The following is a 16,521-nucleotide window of genomic DNA, read 5'->3' on the forward strand; positions in this document are numbered from 1 at the left end:
TCCTGCCCCCATTTGCGTGCAATAGTGTCTCAAGTACTGTGGAACATAGATGCGTTTAAGGTGTGTCTTAACTGCAGGAGTTGGAATAGTAACTAAAGATTTGATAAACTGGGGATGTAATCGTTCATTTTTCTTTGAACATCAAAAAAATCCAGCCAAACAACTTGATAAAATTGAAGATGTCATTGTTAATAAAGCCGATCCACAAAACCCAATAGAAGAGGACGATGATCGTGATTACTATAATCCATTATTAGACGCGTAGCCTGATTTTGCTGATCATTTTATCATTAAAGGTTTATATATGGTCGATCAAGATATGACCGCCAATTGTAAAACGGCACCGGAACAAAGCAACTCCTTTTCGAGAGAATCAGCACATTTTAAGGTTTTTGTTTTTCAACCGGACGAAAATTTTTTTTCTTCTTCTTTTGAAGAACGTTTAAACATTTTGGAAAAACGGGTTGTTCTTGCTAAAAAATATTTACAAGACAGCATTGAAAAAAAAACGAATAATCACTCTGATAAAAGCAAAAAGTCAAAGTTTCAATTTATAAATTTTAGCAGTAAAAAAAAGGAAGAAAAACAACTAAATGATGCTAAAACACGGCCACCAAAAGCACTATTTGTAGCACCTGAATATTTATTTAAAGATCAATCTGAACTCTGTTATAAAAGATATTATTCTCAAGCACAAAAAAATGCCTTCAAAAATAAATTAAAAGAACTTTCTATGGACACAGACATGTTAATTGTTCCGGGAACCTTTTGTTGGTATAAAAAAGCTAAAAATGAGCCAAATAATTATTATCGAAATACCGCTTATTTTTTTCATCGTGGCCATGTGGAAAAATATAAAAAAAGACACCCCCATACCAACTATGATTTTGACTATGCTGATGAAGGTTTTTTAAATTTCATGGACTTGCGCCGAGGATTTTTCAAAGCAGGAATGCAAGATAGTATTGTTAAAGATTTTTCTGGAATGAAGCTCGGCATTGAAATTTGTTATGATAGCGTACAAAGGGCTTTATCTGATTTTGTTAATGACAACCATATGTCACTAAATGTACAACTGATTATCGCTGATGGTGCTGAAAAATCTACTTTAGTGACACAGACGGGAGCACTTTTTATAAAGGTCGAGAAAGAGGCAAATAAAACAGAGATAGGCACAATATCGCGTAATCACTCTGATGGCAATTTTGGCATACAACCAGCCACCTTTTTAGGTACTATTGAGGAACACGATCTCTCTTGCTTTAAATTATAAGTGAAATGAATTGAATAGTAGGGGGCACAGTATGACACCTGAATTGAACCATGGAATCTCCACCTGAATTTTCTTTAGAGCGTTGTCTCAGGGATAATTTTTTAGCCTAAAGATAGAGTTGTAAATAATAAGCTATATTTAAATTACATAATCAAAAGGAAATGATATGGAAAATACAAATGATATTGTGCTTCATCCCGATACAAAAATCATGCAACGTCACTGGGGATGGTTTTTGGGTTTTGGAATTCTGCTCTTGATCTTTGGCATTATTGGTTTAGGAATGGATATCTTATTAACCATAGTCAGCATGTATTTTTTCGCTGCCTTACTTATGATTTCAGGATTATCACATTTTGCAGATGCTTTTAAACACAAAGAATGGAAAGGTACGATTTGGCAAATTATTGTGGCAATACTCTACCTTGTTGGCGCAGGTATTGTCTTATATGATCCTTTATTAGCGTCAACTGTCATTACTGCGCTACTGGCTTGGACGCTTATCGTGATTGGCTTTGTCCGCATTAGTATGTCTGTATCCTTACGAAATACCAAGGGTTGGGTTTGGATCTTGTTTGCAGGGATATGCTCTTTAATACTTGGTATCCTGATTCTGTTACAATGGCCAATGAGTGCCTTATGGGTCATCGGCTTGTTTATTGCGATTGATATGATTATCAGTGGTTGGACTTATATTTTCATAGCAATATCCTTACGTAGAACCAAATCGCCCTGATTGCTCACAACTGTCTCTTGAGCACATCCCTGCCTACGCCCCGCGAACAAGTCGTGGGGGTGGGACATCGGAATAGGCGTCGACTTCTTTTTCTCGGCATGTATAGGATTCGGTCGATTACAACTTTAATTTAAAGACACTCCATACCTTAGCAAATTTCAATCGACTTCAGAATCAATAAGATCTGTAGCTTGGTTGGGCTAATAGATCTTTAAAAATTGACTTAAAGGGAATGTATAGTGTAAAACAACACGAACAATACGCTATAACCATCTAATAATATTTAAAATTAAAGATTGGAACCCATTTCATTTAATGGAGAAAAGGAACGATGAGATTAAAAGTAGAAGTAGAAGCCGAATTAGTTCGAGCAAGGGAACACCTCCAGACTCTTGAAAAAGAATTTACTGATAATGATGAGCGTGGCCTTGATCGTTATATGTTTCTCACATCAATAAATCAATTGATTCAAGGAGCAAAGAAAATAGTTACTGATTTAGAAGAGGAATTGGAGGAATTTACTAAAAGCAGCAGCACGCCGAGCATGGTATCATAGCGAGAAATACAGGGAAGTATATTATCAATCGAAAAAAGCGTATACGCTGCGTCAGCGTACCCGCGGATGGTGGTGGGAAATTGGTACATCATTTCTCTTTATCAATGAATAATCTTCCAAAGATACTCTTATCATAACTACTCATTCCTGCGAGTAATTGTTGGAAATTTAAGCCTAGATTGACCTATATCTGTCAAAGTACAGTAATGGTGCGATTATTCAAGCCCTTAGTGAATATCCAAATGAGGCTGAATCTATATTTCCCTTGCTTATGTTTGGCGCAAGAAGAAAAACAGATCATCCATCAAGGCCATTGCGGTAAACTATCCCATACACATATTGATCCTATGATTTTAGTTGAGGGTAACAGTCCAAAATCAATATGCGATTCAACTCAAATTCAAAAAATACGTAGTGAACTAATATAACAATTGGATTATGTGAATCAGTTAAATACCAAAATGCACCCGATTTTAACTCAGTTTTGCGGGCAGATTGAAGAATTAATCCATAAGTTAGATACGCAATTAAAATCAATAAAATTAATTAGCTTACAGGAAGGGCAATTGCGAGATCTAAAGTAAAAAACTCAACAAAAGGGTCACAAAGGGGTACGCCTAAATAGATTGGAGAAAGCCGATGGTATTTTTTTATCCGAAGCAACAAGAACAATATTTTTTATTAGCCAACGTGACCACTGATTTAAAGAATTTCAGTTACCTGCACAACAATTCGATAAGATGAGTCGATTATTGAATCTACAAACAGAAAAAATAAGGAGTTGACTCATCTTGAAATTGTATTTATGCAAAAAGGTAACCGGACAATAAAAGCTGCACATGATCCTGAATTTATTGCGAAGCGTTATCAGGAACAAATAGAAAATATCTCAAGCACCACTAAGCCCACAAGGAGCACTTTTTATAGTGCCAAATATTTAAAAATAAAGCGCCTTGTTCTTTGCAACCAGGGCTACGGCACAAATGTAACAATGCGGATTTTACGTAGTGCAATTAAGCCTCTTTAAAATAAACAAGACTATAATTACATCAAGCAAAATGATTGTTGAAGTTTAAAATATGAAATCAAAATTTCCAAAAGTTCTATTCTCATTCGAGCCTACTCAAAGCGATCTGGTTAAAAAATCAGAGAATATAGAAGTAAATTATGAGAGCGGTGGTTTAGGATATTGTGCTCGGAACCACGATACCCCAATCACAAAGGAGCTTTTGAAAGAAGCTGTCGAGATGATGCGTTTGGTGCAGCCCAAGAACCACGATATTCATATTAGAACTAAAGACCTTGCTGACAACGTATCCTTGCTTCCTGAGTCGGTTACTTCGGTTGTTTATTGGGATAGCCAGATCAACAGCTCGGATGATTGGCTAAAGAATGTCAGCGAGGAGATGGCTTTGCAATCGCAAAAGGCGTGTATTGATCTTTTGGAAAACCTGCCTGGACATGTAACCAAGGTTAGAATTCGTACTGGTAAAAAATGGAAAGATGCAGATGAAGTAATTAAGGCTATTCCAGCGCATTGTACTTGTTTTACAGTGAATGCGGATGTGATTGAAAACTGTTCCTTTGATGAACTATTTAAATTTTTTAGCAGTTTCCCTAAGCAAATGCAATAAATCCACCTTTTAGGTGATATAACTGATAATGATCTCGCTATTGGAGATAGGGCATTACGTAATGTGATTATCAGGTTGCCTCTTTCTGTAAAAACCCTGTCAGTTCCAAGCGGTAACTGCAGTATTTTCAGTCATCGAGAAGAAAAACAAATAGATTTGGATAAATACAGAAAAAAAGAGTATTTTCCCGAAAGTTATGTTGAACTTACGAACTCATCCACAGACAATTTATTCCAGAAAGCGACAAATCTTTTAAATGATTATACAAAAAATACCAGTTGCTCCCCTGGGTTTACCCTATTTGCTACTTTTCATTGGCGGCGGCATCATTTAGATGCAGTCAATCAAATCCTGAAAAAAAGTAACTCTGTAGATGATTTGTTGGTACGTCTCAATAAGATTGAAATGGCAAAAGATTTTAATCCGATAGGATCCTTGGCGCGCCGCATCCACTATATAAAATATATGCAACATCAAGAGCAACAAAACATGGATAAGCTGCCCGACACGCTCAACCACCTTAATTTTTCTTAATTTTGGGTTTATAGAGTACTGGAACCTCTCAAAGAAGCTTTTTCTTTAGACCCTGTTTGTGGCAAAAAGCAGATAGGCCGGTGGGGCCTGCAATCAGCCTATATAGGTTCTATCCTTTAGCGGTCTAATTTTTTTGCTTCTTCGCTCAGTTCTTTTTCGTCCTCTTCGAATGCTTTTTTATCCGCTTCAAATTGCATTTTAAATGCTTGGATTTTTTTAAATGTTTCAGTAGGAGGTTTAGCAAAGAAAGTCTGAAAGTAACCATTTTTCGATTTATTTGCGACAATGAGTATTCCTATACCTGAAAGGCCAACAAGAACACCAGCGAAACCTCTTAAAATGGGATTCACTTTATGCCAACCCCTATGATTTGCCGATTCGTGCTCAGCATTTTCTATTACTTTAGTGCATTTTTTATGACAGTCCAGGTATTTGCTCGCCGATGGGTTTGCAAAAAATTCCCCCATCTCTCTTTCCAGCGTCTCGAATAAGGTGTTAACGTCAGATGCCACTGCCTCATACTTCCCTTTGGTTTTTGTATTTTTTTCTGACAATTCATCACGTATATCCTTAAGCTGCTCCTTAAGCTGCTCTAATAAAGTGTCAAATTTTCTTTCATAAAGCTCCAGATCAATTTTAAGCCGTTCATGAGGGTCAATATCCGGAAAAACTTCTTTAGCTTTTTGTTTTAAAAAACGGGGATGAGTTGTAAGTTCACGTAATACACCCTCATGTTTATAGTGTGTTTCTTCGCTTACTTGCTGATGATATTCAGGAAATGCATCTCGCCATTGAGCGAGGTAATCATCATGTTTGGTAAGCCTCATTGCAAGTTGTACTCGCCTTACGGCATCTTCTTCAATACTTATCCGTTTATCTGTAGAGGGCGGTTGGTCCTTCTCGTTTAATTTTAAGATGCCATTGAGTAGGTTTTGTATATTTAATGCTGCAGCAATACCACAACCTCTCAAACTAAATTGTTTGGATGCATCCAGTATAATATCCTGTTCATCAATAGTCTTATAGCCGTTTCTTCTTAATGCTTTATTAATTCCAGGAAGAACATCGTGTTTATAATAGTTTAAATAAGTCTCATCTACTGGAGGTGCAGAAGATTCAAGGTAAGTTAGGGTGGGGTTATCATGTTCATCAATAGTTAAAATGCCAACATTCCAATGATGCGGATCCCCTAACGTGGCCACGGGGAAGTAGAGCTCTCTTCTTATGTTAGGATGGTATTTCATGGCATTGATATACGGTAGAGCTAATTGTTCAATATCGCCATGGGTCTTTAACAGCTGACCATCATGAGTGCCAATTACCTTAGCTTTATCTTCAGGCACTTGATATTCTGCATCTTGAATATAAAAAAAAGGTAGACTGGCACGTAAAACGGAGTAGTCTACATTAAGACTAACTGAATTATTGACCAAAGCTAATAACTTCTCCATTTCAGGAAGATCAAAAGTTAGAGACATATCCAAAGTTGCAATAGCTGCTTTATTAAAAGGGTATTCTTTACCATTAACCCGAACTCTTAACTTTCTTGTTCTGTTTTCTTGCTCTGTTTGAACTGAAGGAATGATAATCTCTACGTTTTGTTTATTTTCTTTATATTTTATGGAAGTTTGCATTTGCTCAAAATAATCTTTTGGACGCTCCTCTTTTTTACCCGTCCAGGGGATAGGGTATTTCGACGTTCTAGTAACGGTAGCAGCCAATCCATTTATCACTTCTGATTTAACTTGCATATATCCTTAGAGTACTTAATAATTTATGTATTAATAAAACTATACAAAATGATTTGATATTGATCAAGTGGGTCTAGTTACTTAAACCATTATAGTCTTGCATGTAAATAGATTTATGGAAATCTCCAGCTTTTCTATTTGCATTTCAATGCTCGGTTGAGTGCTGAAGGGAGTAGAAAAGGTTTGCGCCAAGTTAAAATTGGCGGGGTCAAAAAAATAGGCTTCACGTCTTATTTCATCATGTGAGATTTCACTGTATGCTGTAGCAACCTCTTCTTTATCAATATGATGGGCATCGCGAACCTTAATCAAGGCTGAAATCAAACTTTGATTATCTCCCAATAAACGCGTGGCCATGATATGAGCATAATGAATGCGATTTGGATTTAAAATAAAGCGATATAAGAATGTGAAAACAGGTAGGGTAAAACGAATATTCATCAAAAAACGACGAAAACACCTCTCAAAGAAATCCATATCTTGAATTTTCTTTTTGCCGTAAAGGAATCTGTAATAAAAAGTATCAAAAAAAATAATTAATCCATTGCTGATAAAGGAAACTGCCTGAATTATTTGTGTGTCATAAAACTTGATATGATATAACTCTACAGCAAGCACCGCTTTGATTTCAGGTAATGTTAATCGTTCAATTAATCCTCTTGTTACAACAACTACACTGGTTTTTTCATTATAGCCACTACAAAAAGCATTCACAATTTCATGTTCTGCGACCCATAACGGGGGTAAATGTTTTAAGCCTATGGCCTTACCTATTTTCCGGTATTCTTCGAGAATAACTTTTTCACAGTCGTTGTTTGTCTGAGCGAATAAGTTTCGGATATGTAATCCTAAGCGAATAATTTTATTATGAAATGCATAAAAAAAGAACAAAACGAATATCCCTAATAGAATCGTTATCTTCGCTGCATATATAGGACGCCCAAATAAAATTAAAGATTTTATAGCCCATGTAAGGCTTAAATCTTCTGTCACTATCCCTTGGAGAATATCGATAGAAAAACCAATAATGGCACAAAATATAAGATAAATGACAATGATCACTTTAGTGTTAAATTTGTTGAATTGAATGTGATTTTGCAAATTAACCTGAGTATTAACTTCATATTGATCCATTATATTTTTGATACCTTTAATTATTCTTGAATATTTTTAATGCAATCACTTCAGACAATGATTTTAGTATAAGATTAATTATTCTTTCTTACTAGCTGCTCCAAATTGACAGCAAGGTTAAACTATTCAACTCAGTTTTTTTTGAGTATTCTTTTACATCTTCTAATGGATTAAGGATTATTATGTGTTGGTCAGGACAGGCTTCCGCATGTCTCGCCCTATTTGGCTACACAGGTGCTTTTTTTGAATTTCGAAAGATGCGCAAATATCAACAACGCTGGAATGATACGAATGGCCTCAGAGGGATAACAATTTTTTATTTATCGTTGATGGAAACGTTGCAAGCAGTTAATTATCTCGTGTTAAACACCCCAGGCTTTTTTAATTCATTATGCGCGCTATTGGGATATTTGCATGTGTGTTTCCAGCCTTTTTTTATCTCATTTATGTATCTTTCCTGGCTTCCTAAAAAAAGAAGAATGTATTGGATGAAATATGCCATGTTTTTTTCAGCAATCAGTGCCATAGCATTACTTTCCAGGTTATCAACGAGTCATTCGCTCCCAGGATGTTTTTCCCAACATTGCACACCCGTTGTAAGTATGGAAAGTCTTCTTAATTTGAAAACACAGTTTGGCCATACGATTGGTTGCGCTAAAACATCGTTTTTATCTTATCGTGGCGATTGGCATATTGCATGGCAATGGGTTTTAAATAACTGCAGTTATTTTGTGTTTACTTATTATTTTACTGTGTTCGTTTTTCCCTGTTTTTATGGTGTATATTTAGCGGTACTTGCCTCTTCTCTCTATGGCCCAGTTGCCTCAATTTTTTTGTCAACCAATCCAGATGAATTTGGTGCGATTTGGTGTCTTATTGCGATTGGTTTAGTCAGTTCAGTAAAAATCCCTATATTGGATAAGTTTTTTACTGTGACGCATGAATCATGGAAGGATACCTGGGAAGCTATGTTTCTACGGTTAAACAAATTACATAAAAGTTTTTATGTTGATTTTAACCACGGCAAGTAAGTTGGGATATTGACCCAACAAAGTTTTAGCGTGACTTCTTTTTCCCTAAGAAATATGCAATGGTGTAAGCAAGAGTAACCTTGTTGCTTGTAATCCGGCCGCATTTGCTTGATTAAAATAAGCAGGTAGACTTACAATTGAACATTTTGGGGTTGTGAAAGTATAACTATGTCTAAAAATTCTTTTTTTAAAAATCTAATAGAAAAACAACAGATTTTAATTAGGCCCAATGGTGCTTTTGAGTGGGATGAGATGCTTGCTGATAAAGAGACTCAAAAAAAAATAAGAAGAGATCCAGACCGCCACATATTCTTTGATTATATTGAATCTCGATTTGCTTATGAGCATGCCAGATTCTTTGATGTCGTGCTTAGGAAAGCAAATTCAAGTGCTGAGGAATATCTGGAAATTCGCAAAGCATTGAAACATTTTATTAAGGAAAACATCAGCAAGCACTCCTCTCAAGATGCTCAGATGCATGCTTTTTTTCGCTGGGTTGATACAGCAATCATGTTAAGAAAACGGCATAATTATGAGGGATATTTTTTAGTGCGCGACACATTAATGGAAATGGATATAAATCTTAAATTAACAAAGAATAAGGCTTTTAAACCTCATCTCAAAATGTATAATCAATTAGTACAAGTCGATGCAACGCTCATCGATGAACAATTAAGAGCAGATTATAGCAAAATCCCTCTGAATGATTTTGCAAACCCGGATGGTTTTTCCAAGTGGTCAAAGGCGAGCCCCAACCTAAAAGCATTTTTAGAAAATAGAGAGTACCTAGAAACTCATCTTGAAAGGGATATAATGCAAGTCCAAGGAGGCGCCCGACGTAAAGCGTTTTGCCGTTGGATTGATATAGCTATTAATTTAAGGGAAAAGCATAATTATGAGGGATATTTTTTAGTGATTACGAATTTGCGCAGGATAGATGGAATAACTGAAGGCAAAGATTTTCCTAAATCTTATCTTAAAAAGTACATGCAACTCCTCGAGCACATGGATCCTTCCATCAATTTTGCAAAACTTAGAGCATTATGGGATAAAGATCATTCTCCTAATAAATTAAAAGCTACCTTCTACTGGTCTAAAGAGTTAACCAATCTAAATGAAAGGATGGAGATAGCATATAATCTTGAAGTACAAAAATCCATGCTGCAAGAAAAAAATAGAAAGCTTGCTGAAATCGCTAAAGAACAGGGAGTTTTTGCAGACAGGACAAGGAGTTATTCAGCAAGGATACTGCAGTATATGGAAGTTAAATTTGTAACGGTGCTGCAAGAGTACTACGATAGTCTAAGTGAAAAAGCGACACTGGCGAGCACCTAAGGTCCCCTGGATGAACATAATAAACTTACTTGTGTTTGATAATTCACTTTTTGCACAACCCATTAAGGTCTATACAGGCATTGCTTCAGGACGCGAGGATTTGTTTCGAGTGAATTAGAATAATAAACAATTTTTAATGGATATTATCATGAACGTACTATTTATATTGGGTCATATCCACCAACGAACCATATAAAATTGAATGATGATATTTAAACCGCTTACTCATTTCGATCTCGATCTATTATGCAGATGGTTCGAAAAAACCCATGTCCTGGAATGGTGGAATGATAAACTTACCCCAGAGCAAATTAAAGAGAAATATGGAGCGCGTATTGATGATGATGTTGTGTGTCCTTATATTGTTTATATAAATAAAAAACCGATTGCATTCATTCAATATTATTGGGTGATCAAAGCACGTGAGGGGTGGTGGCCGGATGAGGATGCAAATACAGTAGGTTTAGATCAATTTATTGGTGAGGAAAATTATATCAATAAAGGCTTCGGCACTTTAATGATAAAAGAATTTATTCAATTTTTATTTCAAAACCCTCTGATTAGGAAAATCATTACTGAAGCTGATCCAAATAATTTACGTGCAAAACGCTGTTATGAAAAAGCGGGATTTCATGAAATGGGAATCATCGACACGCCAGATGGTAAGTCTATTTTAATGACACTACTCAAATAAACTATGAGCAACGATTGCTTGTAACCAGGGTTTATCAGAGCAGCTAAACAGTGCTATCAGTCGGTTCAATAAACCTCCAATGAAATCAATAATATTCGCTTTATTGAGCGCCTGGAATAAAAACGAGTCGTACATTTTTTATACTTAAGCTATAATAAAAAAGTAGGCTGATGTGCCTTGAGCAAGTAATGGAGGCAGATATGCCACAAGAAAGAGAGGAAGAAAATAAAGACTGGTTAATTGGGCTAATGCAAGAAACAGGATATCACCCGGATCCTCGAGGAATGTGTTTTGGCGTTGCCAATATGGGTATGCAGGCTATTCTCGCTGAAGAGTTCAAGCTATTTGAAGGGCGTTTTGAACGCCTTATCGGTATTTATGGTGAATTTGAAGGTATTCGGAAGGTTAGGGATTTTCTGGAAGCGGAGACTGTAAATCCGGCCCAACAATTAAACGATGTGGCAAAAAAAACTTTAATAGCTACTTTGCAGATTGAAGAGAAACTCCGTGAGAAGAGAAAAGAGTGGTCGACTCATTTGTTGCGTGTAGAAAATGTTCCGTTCGATAAATTAAGGGCAGAGGTCAACAAGAAAGAGAATGAATTTTTATATGCTATTTATGTCAAGCAGGAATTAGAGAAGTGTGACAATGCATTGGAAAAAATCAAGGACATGCTTACTGATCCAGACAATGATTATATGGCTTTTTTTGAAGGCGTAGAAATATATCAACAACCAGGGTTACACCTTCCTTTATTTGAAACAGGGAAGCAATTAAAACAAGATACACTACTCAGCGCTCCTCTTGTACTTTCCCAAAAGCTTGAGCAACGTGGGGGAGTTAGTAGGATAAAGACCTTCATCGGTGCCTATAGTTCTGAGGAGTTATTTAAATATTTCTCTACGCTTAAAAATGAATTGCAGGGCATCCAAAAGCCTATTGTCTTTATTCTTGGCAGCAGCGATCATGCCATTACCGTTGGATATGATCCGGCGTTGGATCAATGGCTACTCATCAATAGCGGTCGTGAACCCGAGCATATCCCTGGGAATAATGTACGAGAAATATCCCAGCGAGTTTATAACGTATTTTCGACTGGTAGTCAGTGTGCTTTTGTAACCAATGTTTATTGTAATAAAGCGAATGAGGAATCCCTTAAAAAACGTATGACCGCATGGGAACAGCAACCTGAGTTTCAAGAGCTCCATAAAATCGATGCACGAAAAGCCGCACGGTCAGGCTCGCATCTGCTTTTCCTTGCCGCATTAGATAATGATCCCGTCATGGTTAAAAATCTTATTAAAGAGGGTGTTAATCCTGATCTCGTCGCAGATGAAGAAGGAAATACACCAATTTTAACTGCTATTTGTTATAACCATATTGATGTTCTAAAAGAATTGCTTGCCTGTCCTGCGAAAATAACTATGTCATTGGATGTTCAAGTCAATTCTTTGTATAAATTTGCTCGTAATGCACAGCTCGACGAACGCATTATGGATGAATTAGTTAAGAAAAAACTTGGACCGGTTCAACCCAATGATACCTCAGTAGTTTCTGTAACACTGCACGAGTTGGCAACTGTGCTGGGTCATACTGTAATAAGCAATTCACTGGAGCAGTATGAAAAACAAAATAAATCAGCAAAAACAAGTTCTGATCATTGTGTGTTTTTTAAGTCTGAAGAGTATCTAAGTAAGGGGTTATCGGGTGATACATCGAATCCTGAAGAAAAACCTGTTATTCCCGACCCTTTTGACCCTCATTAAAGAATTAGAAATCTTTTAGGCCAGCGGTCTAGAAAAGAGCTCGAAACAATCATAATAGATTGATTAAAATGTACTGGCAGAAATGAATACAACAATATAAGATGGCTTGATGTCTGGTGATCAAGTCCTGCGGAGCAAGAATGATTTCAATGTTTGCAATCCCCAATTGTGATACTGTAAAAAAAGCACGTACTCTTTTAGAGAAAAATAAAATTGATTACGAGTTTATCGATTTCAAAAAATCTCCGCCAACAAAAGCACAAATAAAAGCATGGGGTGATTATTTAGGTGAGCTTCCCATTAACAAAAAAGGAATGACGTACCGAAAACATAAAGACCATTATGAAGCGTTGAGCCTGTTGGAAAAAATTGATTTTATTATGGCAAATACCTCACTCATCAAGAGACCTGTTTTGGTGCAAAATGGCAAAACGCTTGCAATAGGTTTTAACGAAGACCAGTATAAAGAACTCATAACGAGCTTCCAAGAGCGAACTTGAAGGAGTTGTAGCCTTGCTTGCAACCCGCTACGGTTACTGCAAGAAAATAAATCAGATTATATTCCAAGCAGATGTGCTTTAGAACGAATATAAGAGAAGGAGGTTTGGGCGGATTCTTGCATTAACGTACTTAATTTCCCGTAATGAGAAAGCCTTTAGAACCTGGCACCTGTTGTAATTTTACGACAGACTGCACCAATCTTACGTTCCAAATTACGCACCTGTTTCCTGGGTATAATCATGAATCATGAGAAGAACAGCATCCTTGTCAAATTGAATTTCTTCGGGCACTAAGCCATTCTTTTTGATCTGGCGAACAGGATGGGACGGTTCTCAACTATATGCTGTTGTGTTTTTCACAAATGATGGTTAATGATTTTAATGATAGTAACACCGTAAGATGTTATGAAATAAAAATGGATTTTAGTCTGCTTGATAAGCTATTTTCTGTCGGTAATACCCTTATTGGCGGCTTCAATAATTTTTTTAAAAAACAAAAAAAGAAGAGCCAGATAGTAAAATAGGTGTGATTGAAAAATCTATCGTTCCGTAGCCTGGTTGCATACAAACAATATAGGAATGAAGTGTGCGCTTGATATACAGAATGGGTGCAATATACTATACTGAAATAAAGAGTATTTGAGGTATTTTAAAATGCTTTCACAACAGGCTGCTGCGGAGTTACTGAGAAAATATGGAAAAGATTTAGAAAATTTACAAAAAATCACAATAAACACTTCTCTAGGATTCAGAAGTGATTCTCAATTTATTCCCGATTTACTCAAAGCATTAGATTGCATAGCAAATGGAAAAACTTATGAACCTACTAGCCATATGACAGGTATGAGTAGCATAGGTAAGGTAACGAACGATCCTCAAAAAGCTGTGGGCGACCTTGGGGCTTTTTTTGATGATAAATTTATAGAAACCTATTTTGGGTCTACAAACAAGGCAACTATAGAACGCGCGGTTCATGGCGTGGATCTTGATAAGTTAAAAGCAAACATACTTCAATTTTGCAAAGAGATAAAGCCTCCTACTGTCACTGAAAAAAATGATACAGTACAAAAATCAAGGGCGATCGCTTTGACAATGGGTGCACATGTTGAGTTCAGAGTTAAAGGTTTTAAGCATAATAATCCAGAGCATAATGCAAGACAACCCCTGGACACTGTTCAATTTGAATTTCGTACGACATCAGAGCGAGACACTTTTTACGAGAGAATCAGGAGCATTTCTCCTTCAGATGTTTCAAAAGATGTTACAGCAACCAAGAAAGATTCATACGGCAACGCTATCCCGATTGTTCTGGTAAAGCCTGAGGCTATAAAAAGTATTGATGTTGTTCTTTTTCCAAGAGATACAAAATTATCACAAACTGAATTTATTGAAACGACGAGAAGTTTAATCAATGCAGGCATTTTTGCGGGGCGATCATCAAGGCTTGAAGAATCGCTTAAGACAATCTGCGATGCTCTTGAAACGGGCAATCTGATCGATGGCAGCCAGATTAGTGCACAGGTAAGTGGTGGCTGGATGGCTTCTGGTCAACAAAAAACTCTATCTGGGATGATCTCAGTAGATGAAGCATGGACTTTTTTATTTCAGCAAATGGGGGAGCTTGATAATTCTCAGTATAAGGAAGCGATCAGAGACAGACTGGAGAAACACTTTAGTACACAGAAATATCCTATAGAGGTTAGGCATCTATGGTTTGAGACATTTTCAGATCAGGAAGGATATAAAAAAGATTCAAAATACTCTAACGTTGAAAACTTTGTTTCAGGTCGTCCGGAGCATCAAGTTTCAGTCGGACAACCAAGAACAGAGACCCACCATTCTAACCTCAGGCAACCAAGAACAGAGACTCCCCACTCGACAAGTAAGCACCCAGGAGCAACGGTTCACCACCATCCTACTGTCAAGCAACCTAGTCCACCGGTACACCAATCTACTTCCGTTGACACACATAAAGCATTTATCCAACATTTTATCCAGCATCATGCTTCTGGAGTTGAAAGGCTTCCGCTAGTAGAAAAAGGCGGCGTTAAAATTGAGTTTAAAAATAAGAACTTTCTTGATAATTTCAAAGCGTTATATGGTCAATATATGAGTGGGGCAAAAGAGCATCCTGGACATGCGGGAAAAGTTTATCTTACAGTACCTATTGTTCAAATTGAAAAAATGGAAAATGGGTTATTGAAGGGCAAGTATCAGCATTATGTAACATCGAATAAAGAAAATAGGGACGTTGCTTCAGTGGCTACATGTGACACTTTGAAAGAGCAAAGCATTAAAGACAAATACCAACAATGTAGGGGAGATTTTTTAAAAAGTACGATTCTCAAGGATTTTTATGAGGATCTGGAAAATGCAGGTACTCCAAAGGCGGTAAATGAAGTTATTGAGAGGTATAAACGTGATGGAAGATACGATACCCTCGCCAAGGCTCAAAATACTACGATGCAGGTTCTTGGTATGACCACATCATCGGCACAAGCTTTTGAAAAGATGATAGCGGAACGGTTAGACGATATTGGAAAAGAGCAAAGAGCCATAGCATCATGATAACAGAGTTACTTGTGAGTGATAATGAAGTGGAAATCCTGGTTGCTGGCAACCAGGATACGCTATCAATGATTTTATAGTTACAAGCAATGTTTATTGGGATTTCTCTTCATGCAGAGATTGGTAAAGTAATATTTTAAATCGGATACAAAGATATCTCCCTCATTTTCCATTACAAATATTCTTTCAGGTTGCAACTCAAGATAATTGGAGGCTTTTAAAATAGAGTAATAAACTGCTCCTGCATAGGAGAAAATCCATTTGTCTAAAAAGGGTAGAATCATCTCGGGATCATTAGAATAAAAGCGTTGGTAAATATCGGCAATTAATTCCTTTCTCATGTCGAAATTACTTTTAAAATAAAAATTGCTTCGATCCTGGCTATAAAGCGCAAATGGAGGCTTATCGGGGTTATTTTTCAAACCCGCATTCAGATTCATCGATGTAATAACCCCTTTGGCATTTTCAATGTGTAATGTTGCAACATTGAATAAATTATATCCATTGTATTTTTGCAGGTAGGCTTTTAAATAATCAATGGCTTTATCAGTTAATGGATCAAAATAACTTTGAATAGAAAAATTTACCGCATGTTGCTCCGGACTATCCTGATCATAGCCGCAGTTGACATAAATATTGTAGGTAAACAGGTTGGGAGTGATTTTTTTTGAAAATACGCGATCGATTTCATCTTCCACTTCCTCGCAACTGAGCTTCAATCCTGCAACATTACCGCGGACACGAACGACTTGCGTTGGAAAATCAATGCTTCTTTGGATCATTTGCTGCACATCAGGTAGTTCTTGTTCGTTACTATAATGCCTGCTTATAGTATTTTTATTCTTAGGCAAGGGAGAAAAAATGAGCCCTTCTGAATTGCTGTCAGCATGAGCAAAAGCAAGAAGGGGTGACAAAAACAAAGCGCCCATTAAATAGTTTATTTTCATAACAAACTCCTTTTTTAATTAATCTGAATTCCATTCAAATGATGATTCGGTAAAGCAGTGTT

At 36.6% G+C, this 16,521-nt stretch carries 16 protein-coding genes; 12 read left to right on the plus strand and 4 right to left on the minus strand.

From position 1 onward, the window contains the following. Positions 1-49: 49 nt before the first annotated feature. The 6 genes from Lpar_RS05330 to Lpar_RS05360 all read left to right on the plus strand — a co-directional run bounded on the left by Lpar_RS05330 (position 50) and on the right by Lpar_RS05360 (position 4,733). Positions 50-265 carry a hypothetical protein gene (locus Lpar_RS05330; RefSeq protein WP_058516947.1) on the plus strand — a complete coding sequence of 72 codons (216 nt, stop codon included), beginning with the start codon at positions 50-52 and terminating at the stop codon, positions 263-265. 39 nt (positions 266-304) lie between these two features. Next, positions 305-1,273, plus strand: coding sequence for a carbon-nitrogen hydrolase family protein (locus tag Lpar_RS05335; RefSeq protein ID WP_058516948.1), 969 nt, complete (start codon positions 305-307; stop codon positions 1,271-1,273). A 166-nt stretch (positions 1,274-1,439) separates the two neighbouring features. Next, the gene (locus Lpar_RS05340; RefSeq protein ID WP_058516949.1) at positions 1,440-2,009 is read left to right on the plus strand and encodes an HdeD family acid-resistance protein; all 570 of its coding nucleotides are present in this window, start codon (positions 1,440-1,442) and stop codon (positions 2,007-2,009) included. Positions 2,010-2,340: 331 nt separating this feature from the next. Then, positions 2,341-2,565, plus strand: a complete 225-nt coding sequence (locus Lpar_RS05345; RefSeq protein WP_058516950.1) for a hypothetical protein — start codon at positions 2,341-2,343, stop codon at positions 2,563-2,565. A gap of 1,079 nt (positions 2,566-3,644) precedes the next feature. Then, positions 3,645-4,199 (plus strand): hypothetical protein, encoded by a 555-nt coding sequence (locus Lpar_RS05355; RefSeq protein ID WP_058516952.1) that lies wholly within the window; start codon positions 3,645-3,647, stop codon positions 4,197-4,199. A 63-nt stretch (positions 4,200-4,262) separates the two neighbouring features. Then, positions 4,263-4,733 (plus strand): DUF5617 domain-containing protein, encoded by a 471-nt coding sequence (locus Lpar_RS05360; RefSeq protein ID WP_058516953.1) that lies wholly within the window; start codon positions 4,263-4,265, stop codon positions 4,731-4,733. 116 nt (positions 4,734-4,849) lie between these two features. Here the strand turns inward: Lpar_RS05360 and Lpar_RS05365 are convergent, their stop codons facing one another. Next, a complete protein-coding gene (locus Lpar_RS05365) occupies positions 4,850-6,484 on the minus strand; it encodes a hypothetical protein (RefSeq protein ID WP_058516954.1) in 1,635 nt (544 codons plus the stop codon). 81 nt (positions 6,485-6,565) lie between these two features. After that, the gene (locus Lpar_RS05370) at positions 6,566-7,618 is read right to left on the minus strand and encodes a M48 family metalloprotease (protein WP_058516955.1); all 1,053 of its coding nucleotides are present in this window, start codon (positions 7,616-7,618) and stop codon (positions 6,566-6,568) included. A gap of 182 nt (positions 7,619-7,800) precedes the next feature. Between Lpar_RS05370 and Lpar_RS05375 the strand changes: the two genes are divergently transcribed. The 5 genes from Lpar_RS05375 to Lpar_RS05395 all read left to right on the plus strand — a co-directional run bounded on the left by Lpar_RS05375 (position 7,801) and on the right by Lpar_RS05395 (position 12,944). Beyond that, complete coding sequence (locus tag Lpar_RS05375) at positions 7,801-8,649, plus strand: DUF5765 domain-containing protein (RefSeq protein ID WP_058516956.1); 849 nt, start codon at positions 7,801-7,803, stop codon at positions 8,647-8,649. Between the two features lie 168 nt (positions 8,650-8,817). Next, positions 8,818-9,984 (plus strand): RasGEF domain-containing protein, encoded by a 1,167-nt coding sequence (locus Lpar_RS05380; RefSeq protein ID WP_058516957.1) that lies wholly within the window; start codon positions 8,818-8,820, stop codon positions 9,982-9,984. A 202-nt stretch (positions 9,985-10,186) separates the two neighbouring features. Beyond that, positions 10,187-10,678, plus strand: a complete 492-nt coding sequence (locus Lpar_RS05385) for a GNAT family N-acetyltransferase (RefSeq protein WP_058516958.1) — start codon at positions 10,187-10,189, stop codon at positions 10,676-10,678. A 200-nt stretch (positions 10,679-10,878) separates the two neighbouring features. Further along, a complete protein-coding gene (locus Lpar_RS05390; RefSeq protein ID WP_058516959.1) occupies positions 10,879-12,444 on the plus strand; it encodes an ankyrin repeat domain-containing protein in 1,566 nt (521 codons plus the stop codon). 140 nt (positions 12,445-12,584) lie between these two features. Continuing rightward, on the plus strand, positions 12,585-12,944 hold the full coding sequence (locus Lpar_RS05395) for an arsenate reductase family protein (RefSeq protein ID WP_058516960.1): 360 nt from the start codon (positions 12,585-12,587) through the stop codon (positions 12,942-12,944). A 213-nt stretch (positions 12,945-13,157) separates the two neighbouring features. Here Lpar_RS05395 and Lpar_RS19660 read toward each other — a convergent pair whose 3' ends face one another. Further along, positions 13,158-13,235: a hypothetical protein gene (locus Lpar_RS19660; protein WP_420324252.1), complete on the minus strand. Its 78-nt coding sequence runs from the start codon at positions 13,233-13,235 to the stop codon at positions 13,158-13,160. Positions 13,236-13,598: 363 nt separating this feature from the next. Between Lpar_RS19660 and Lpar_RS05405 the strand changes: the two genes are divergently transcribed. Further along, positions 13,599-15,512, plus strand: coding sequence for a hypothetical protein (locus Lpar_RS05405; RefSeq protein ID WP_058516962.1), 1,914 nt, complete (start codon positions 13,599-13,601; stop codon positions 15,510-15,512). Positions 15,513-15,592: 80 nt separating this feature from the next. On the opposite strand, the gene Lpar_RS05410 is transcribed toward Lpar_RS05405, so the two are convergent. After that, entirely contained in the window at positions 15,593-16,459 is an 867-nt protein-coding gene (locus Lpar_RS05410; RefSeq protein ID WP_058516963.1) for an Lpg0189 family type II secretion system effector, read from the minus strand. Positions 16,460-16,521 lie beyond the last annotated feature (62 nt).

It is taken from the genome of Legionella parisiensis, from assembly GCF_001467945.1.
In the GTDB taxonomy this organism is placed as follows: Bacteria; Pseudomonadota; Gammaproteobacteria; order Legionellales; family Legionellaceae; genus Legionella; species Legionella parisiensis.

Excerpts from the sequence above, each read along its gene's own strand:
- Lpar_RS05380 (WP_058516957.1), top strand. The coding sequence starts at position 8,818 with ATGTCTAAAAATTCTTTTTTTAAAAATCTAATAGAAAAACAACAGATT.
- Lpar_RS05370 (WP_058516955.1), bottom strand. The coding sequence starts at position 7,618 with ATGGATCAATATGAAGTTAATACTCAGGTTAATTTGCAAAATCACATT.
- Lpar_RS05345 (WP_058516950.1), top strand. The coding sequence starts at position 2,341 with ATGAGATTAAAAGTAGAAGTAGAAGCCGAATTAGTTCGAGCAAGGGAA.
- Lpar_RS05410 (WP_058516963.1), bottom strand. The coding sequence starts at position 16,459 with ATGAAAATAAACTATTTAATGGGCGCTTTGTTTTTGTCACCCCTTCTT.
- Lpar_RS05365 (WP_058516954.1), bottom strand. The coding sequence starts at position 6,484 with ATGCAAGTTAAATCAGAAGTGATAAATGGATTGGCTGCTACCGTTACT.
- Lpar_RS05330 (WP_058516947.1), top strand. The coding sequence starts at position 50 with ATGCGTTTAAGGTGTGTCTTAACTGCAGGAGTTGGAATAGTAACTAAA.
- Lpar_RS05385 (WP_058516958.1), top strand. The coding sequence starts at position 10,187 with ATGATGATATTTAAACCGCTTACTCATTTCGATCTCGATCTATTATGC.
- Lpar_RS05375 (WP_058516956.1), top strand. The coding sequence starts at position 7,801 with ATGTGTTGGTCAGGACAGGCTTCCGCATGTCTCGCCCTATTTGGCTAC.
- Lpar_RS05395 (WP_058516960.1), top strand. The coding sequence starts at position 12,585 with ATGATTTCAATGTTTGCAATCCCCAATTGTGATACTGTAAAAAAAGCA.
- Lpar_RS05335 (WP_058516948.1), top strand. The coding sequence starts at position 305 with ATGGTCGATCAAGATATGACCGCCAATTGTAAAACGGCACCGGAACAA.
- Lpar_RS05390 (WP_058516959.1), top strand. The coding sequence starts at position 10,879 with ATGCCACAAGAAAGAGAGGAAGAAAATAAAGACTGGTTAATTGGGCTA.
- Lpar_RS05355 (WP_058516952.1), top strand. The coding sequence starts at position 3,645 with ATGAAATCAAAATTTCCAAAAGTTCTATTCTCATTCGAGCCTACTCAA.
- Lpar_RS05340 (WP_058516949.1), top strand. The coding sequence starts at position 1,440 with ATGGAAAATACAAATGATATTGTGCTTCATCCCGATACAAAAATCATG.
- Lpar_RS05405 (WP_058516962.1), top strand. The coding sequence starts at position 13,599 with ATGCTTTCACAACAGGCTGCTGCGGAGTTACTGAGAAAATATGGAAAA.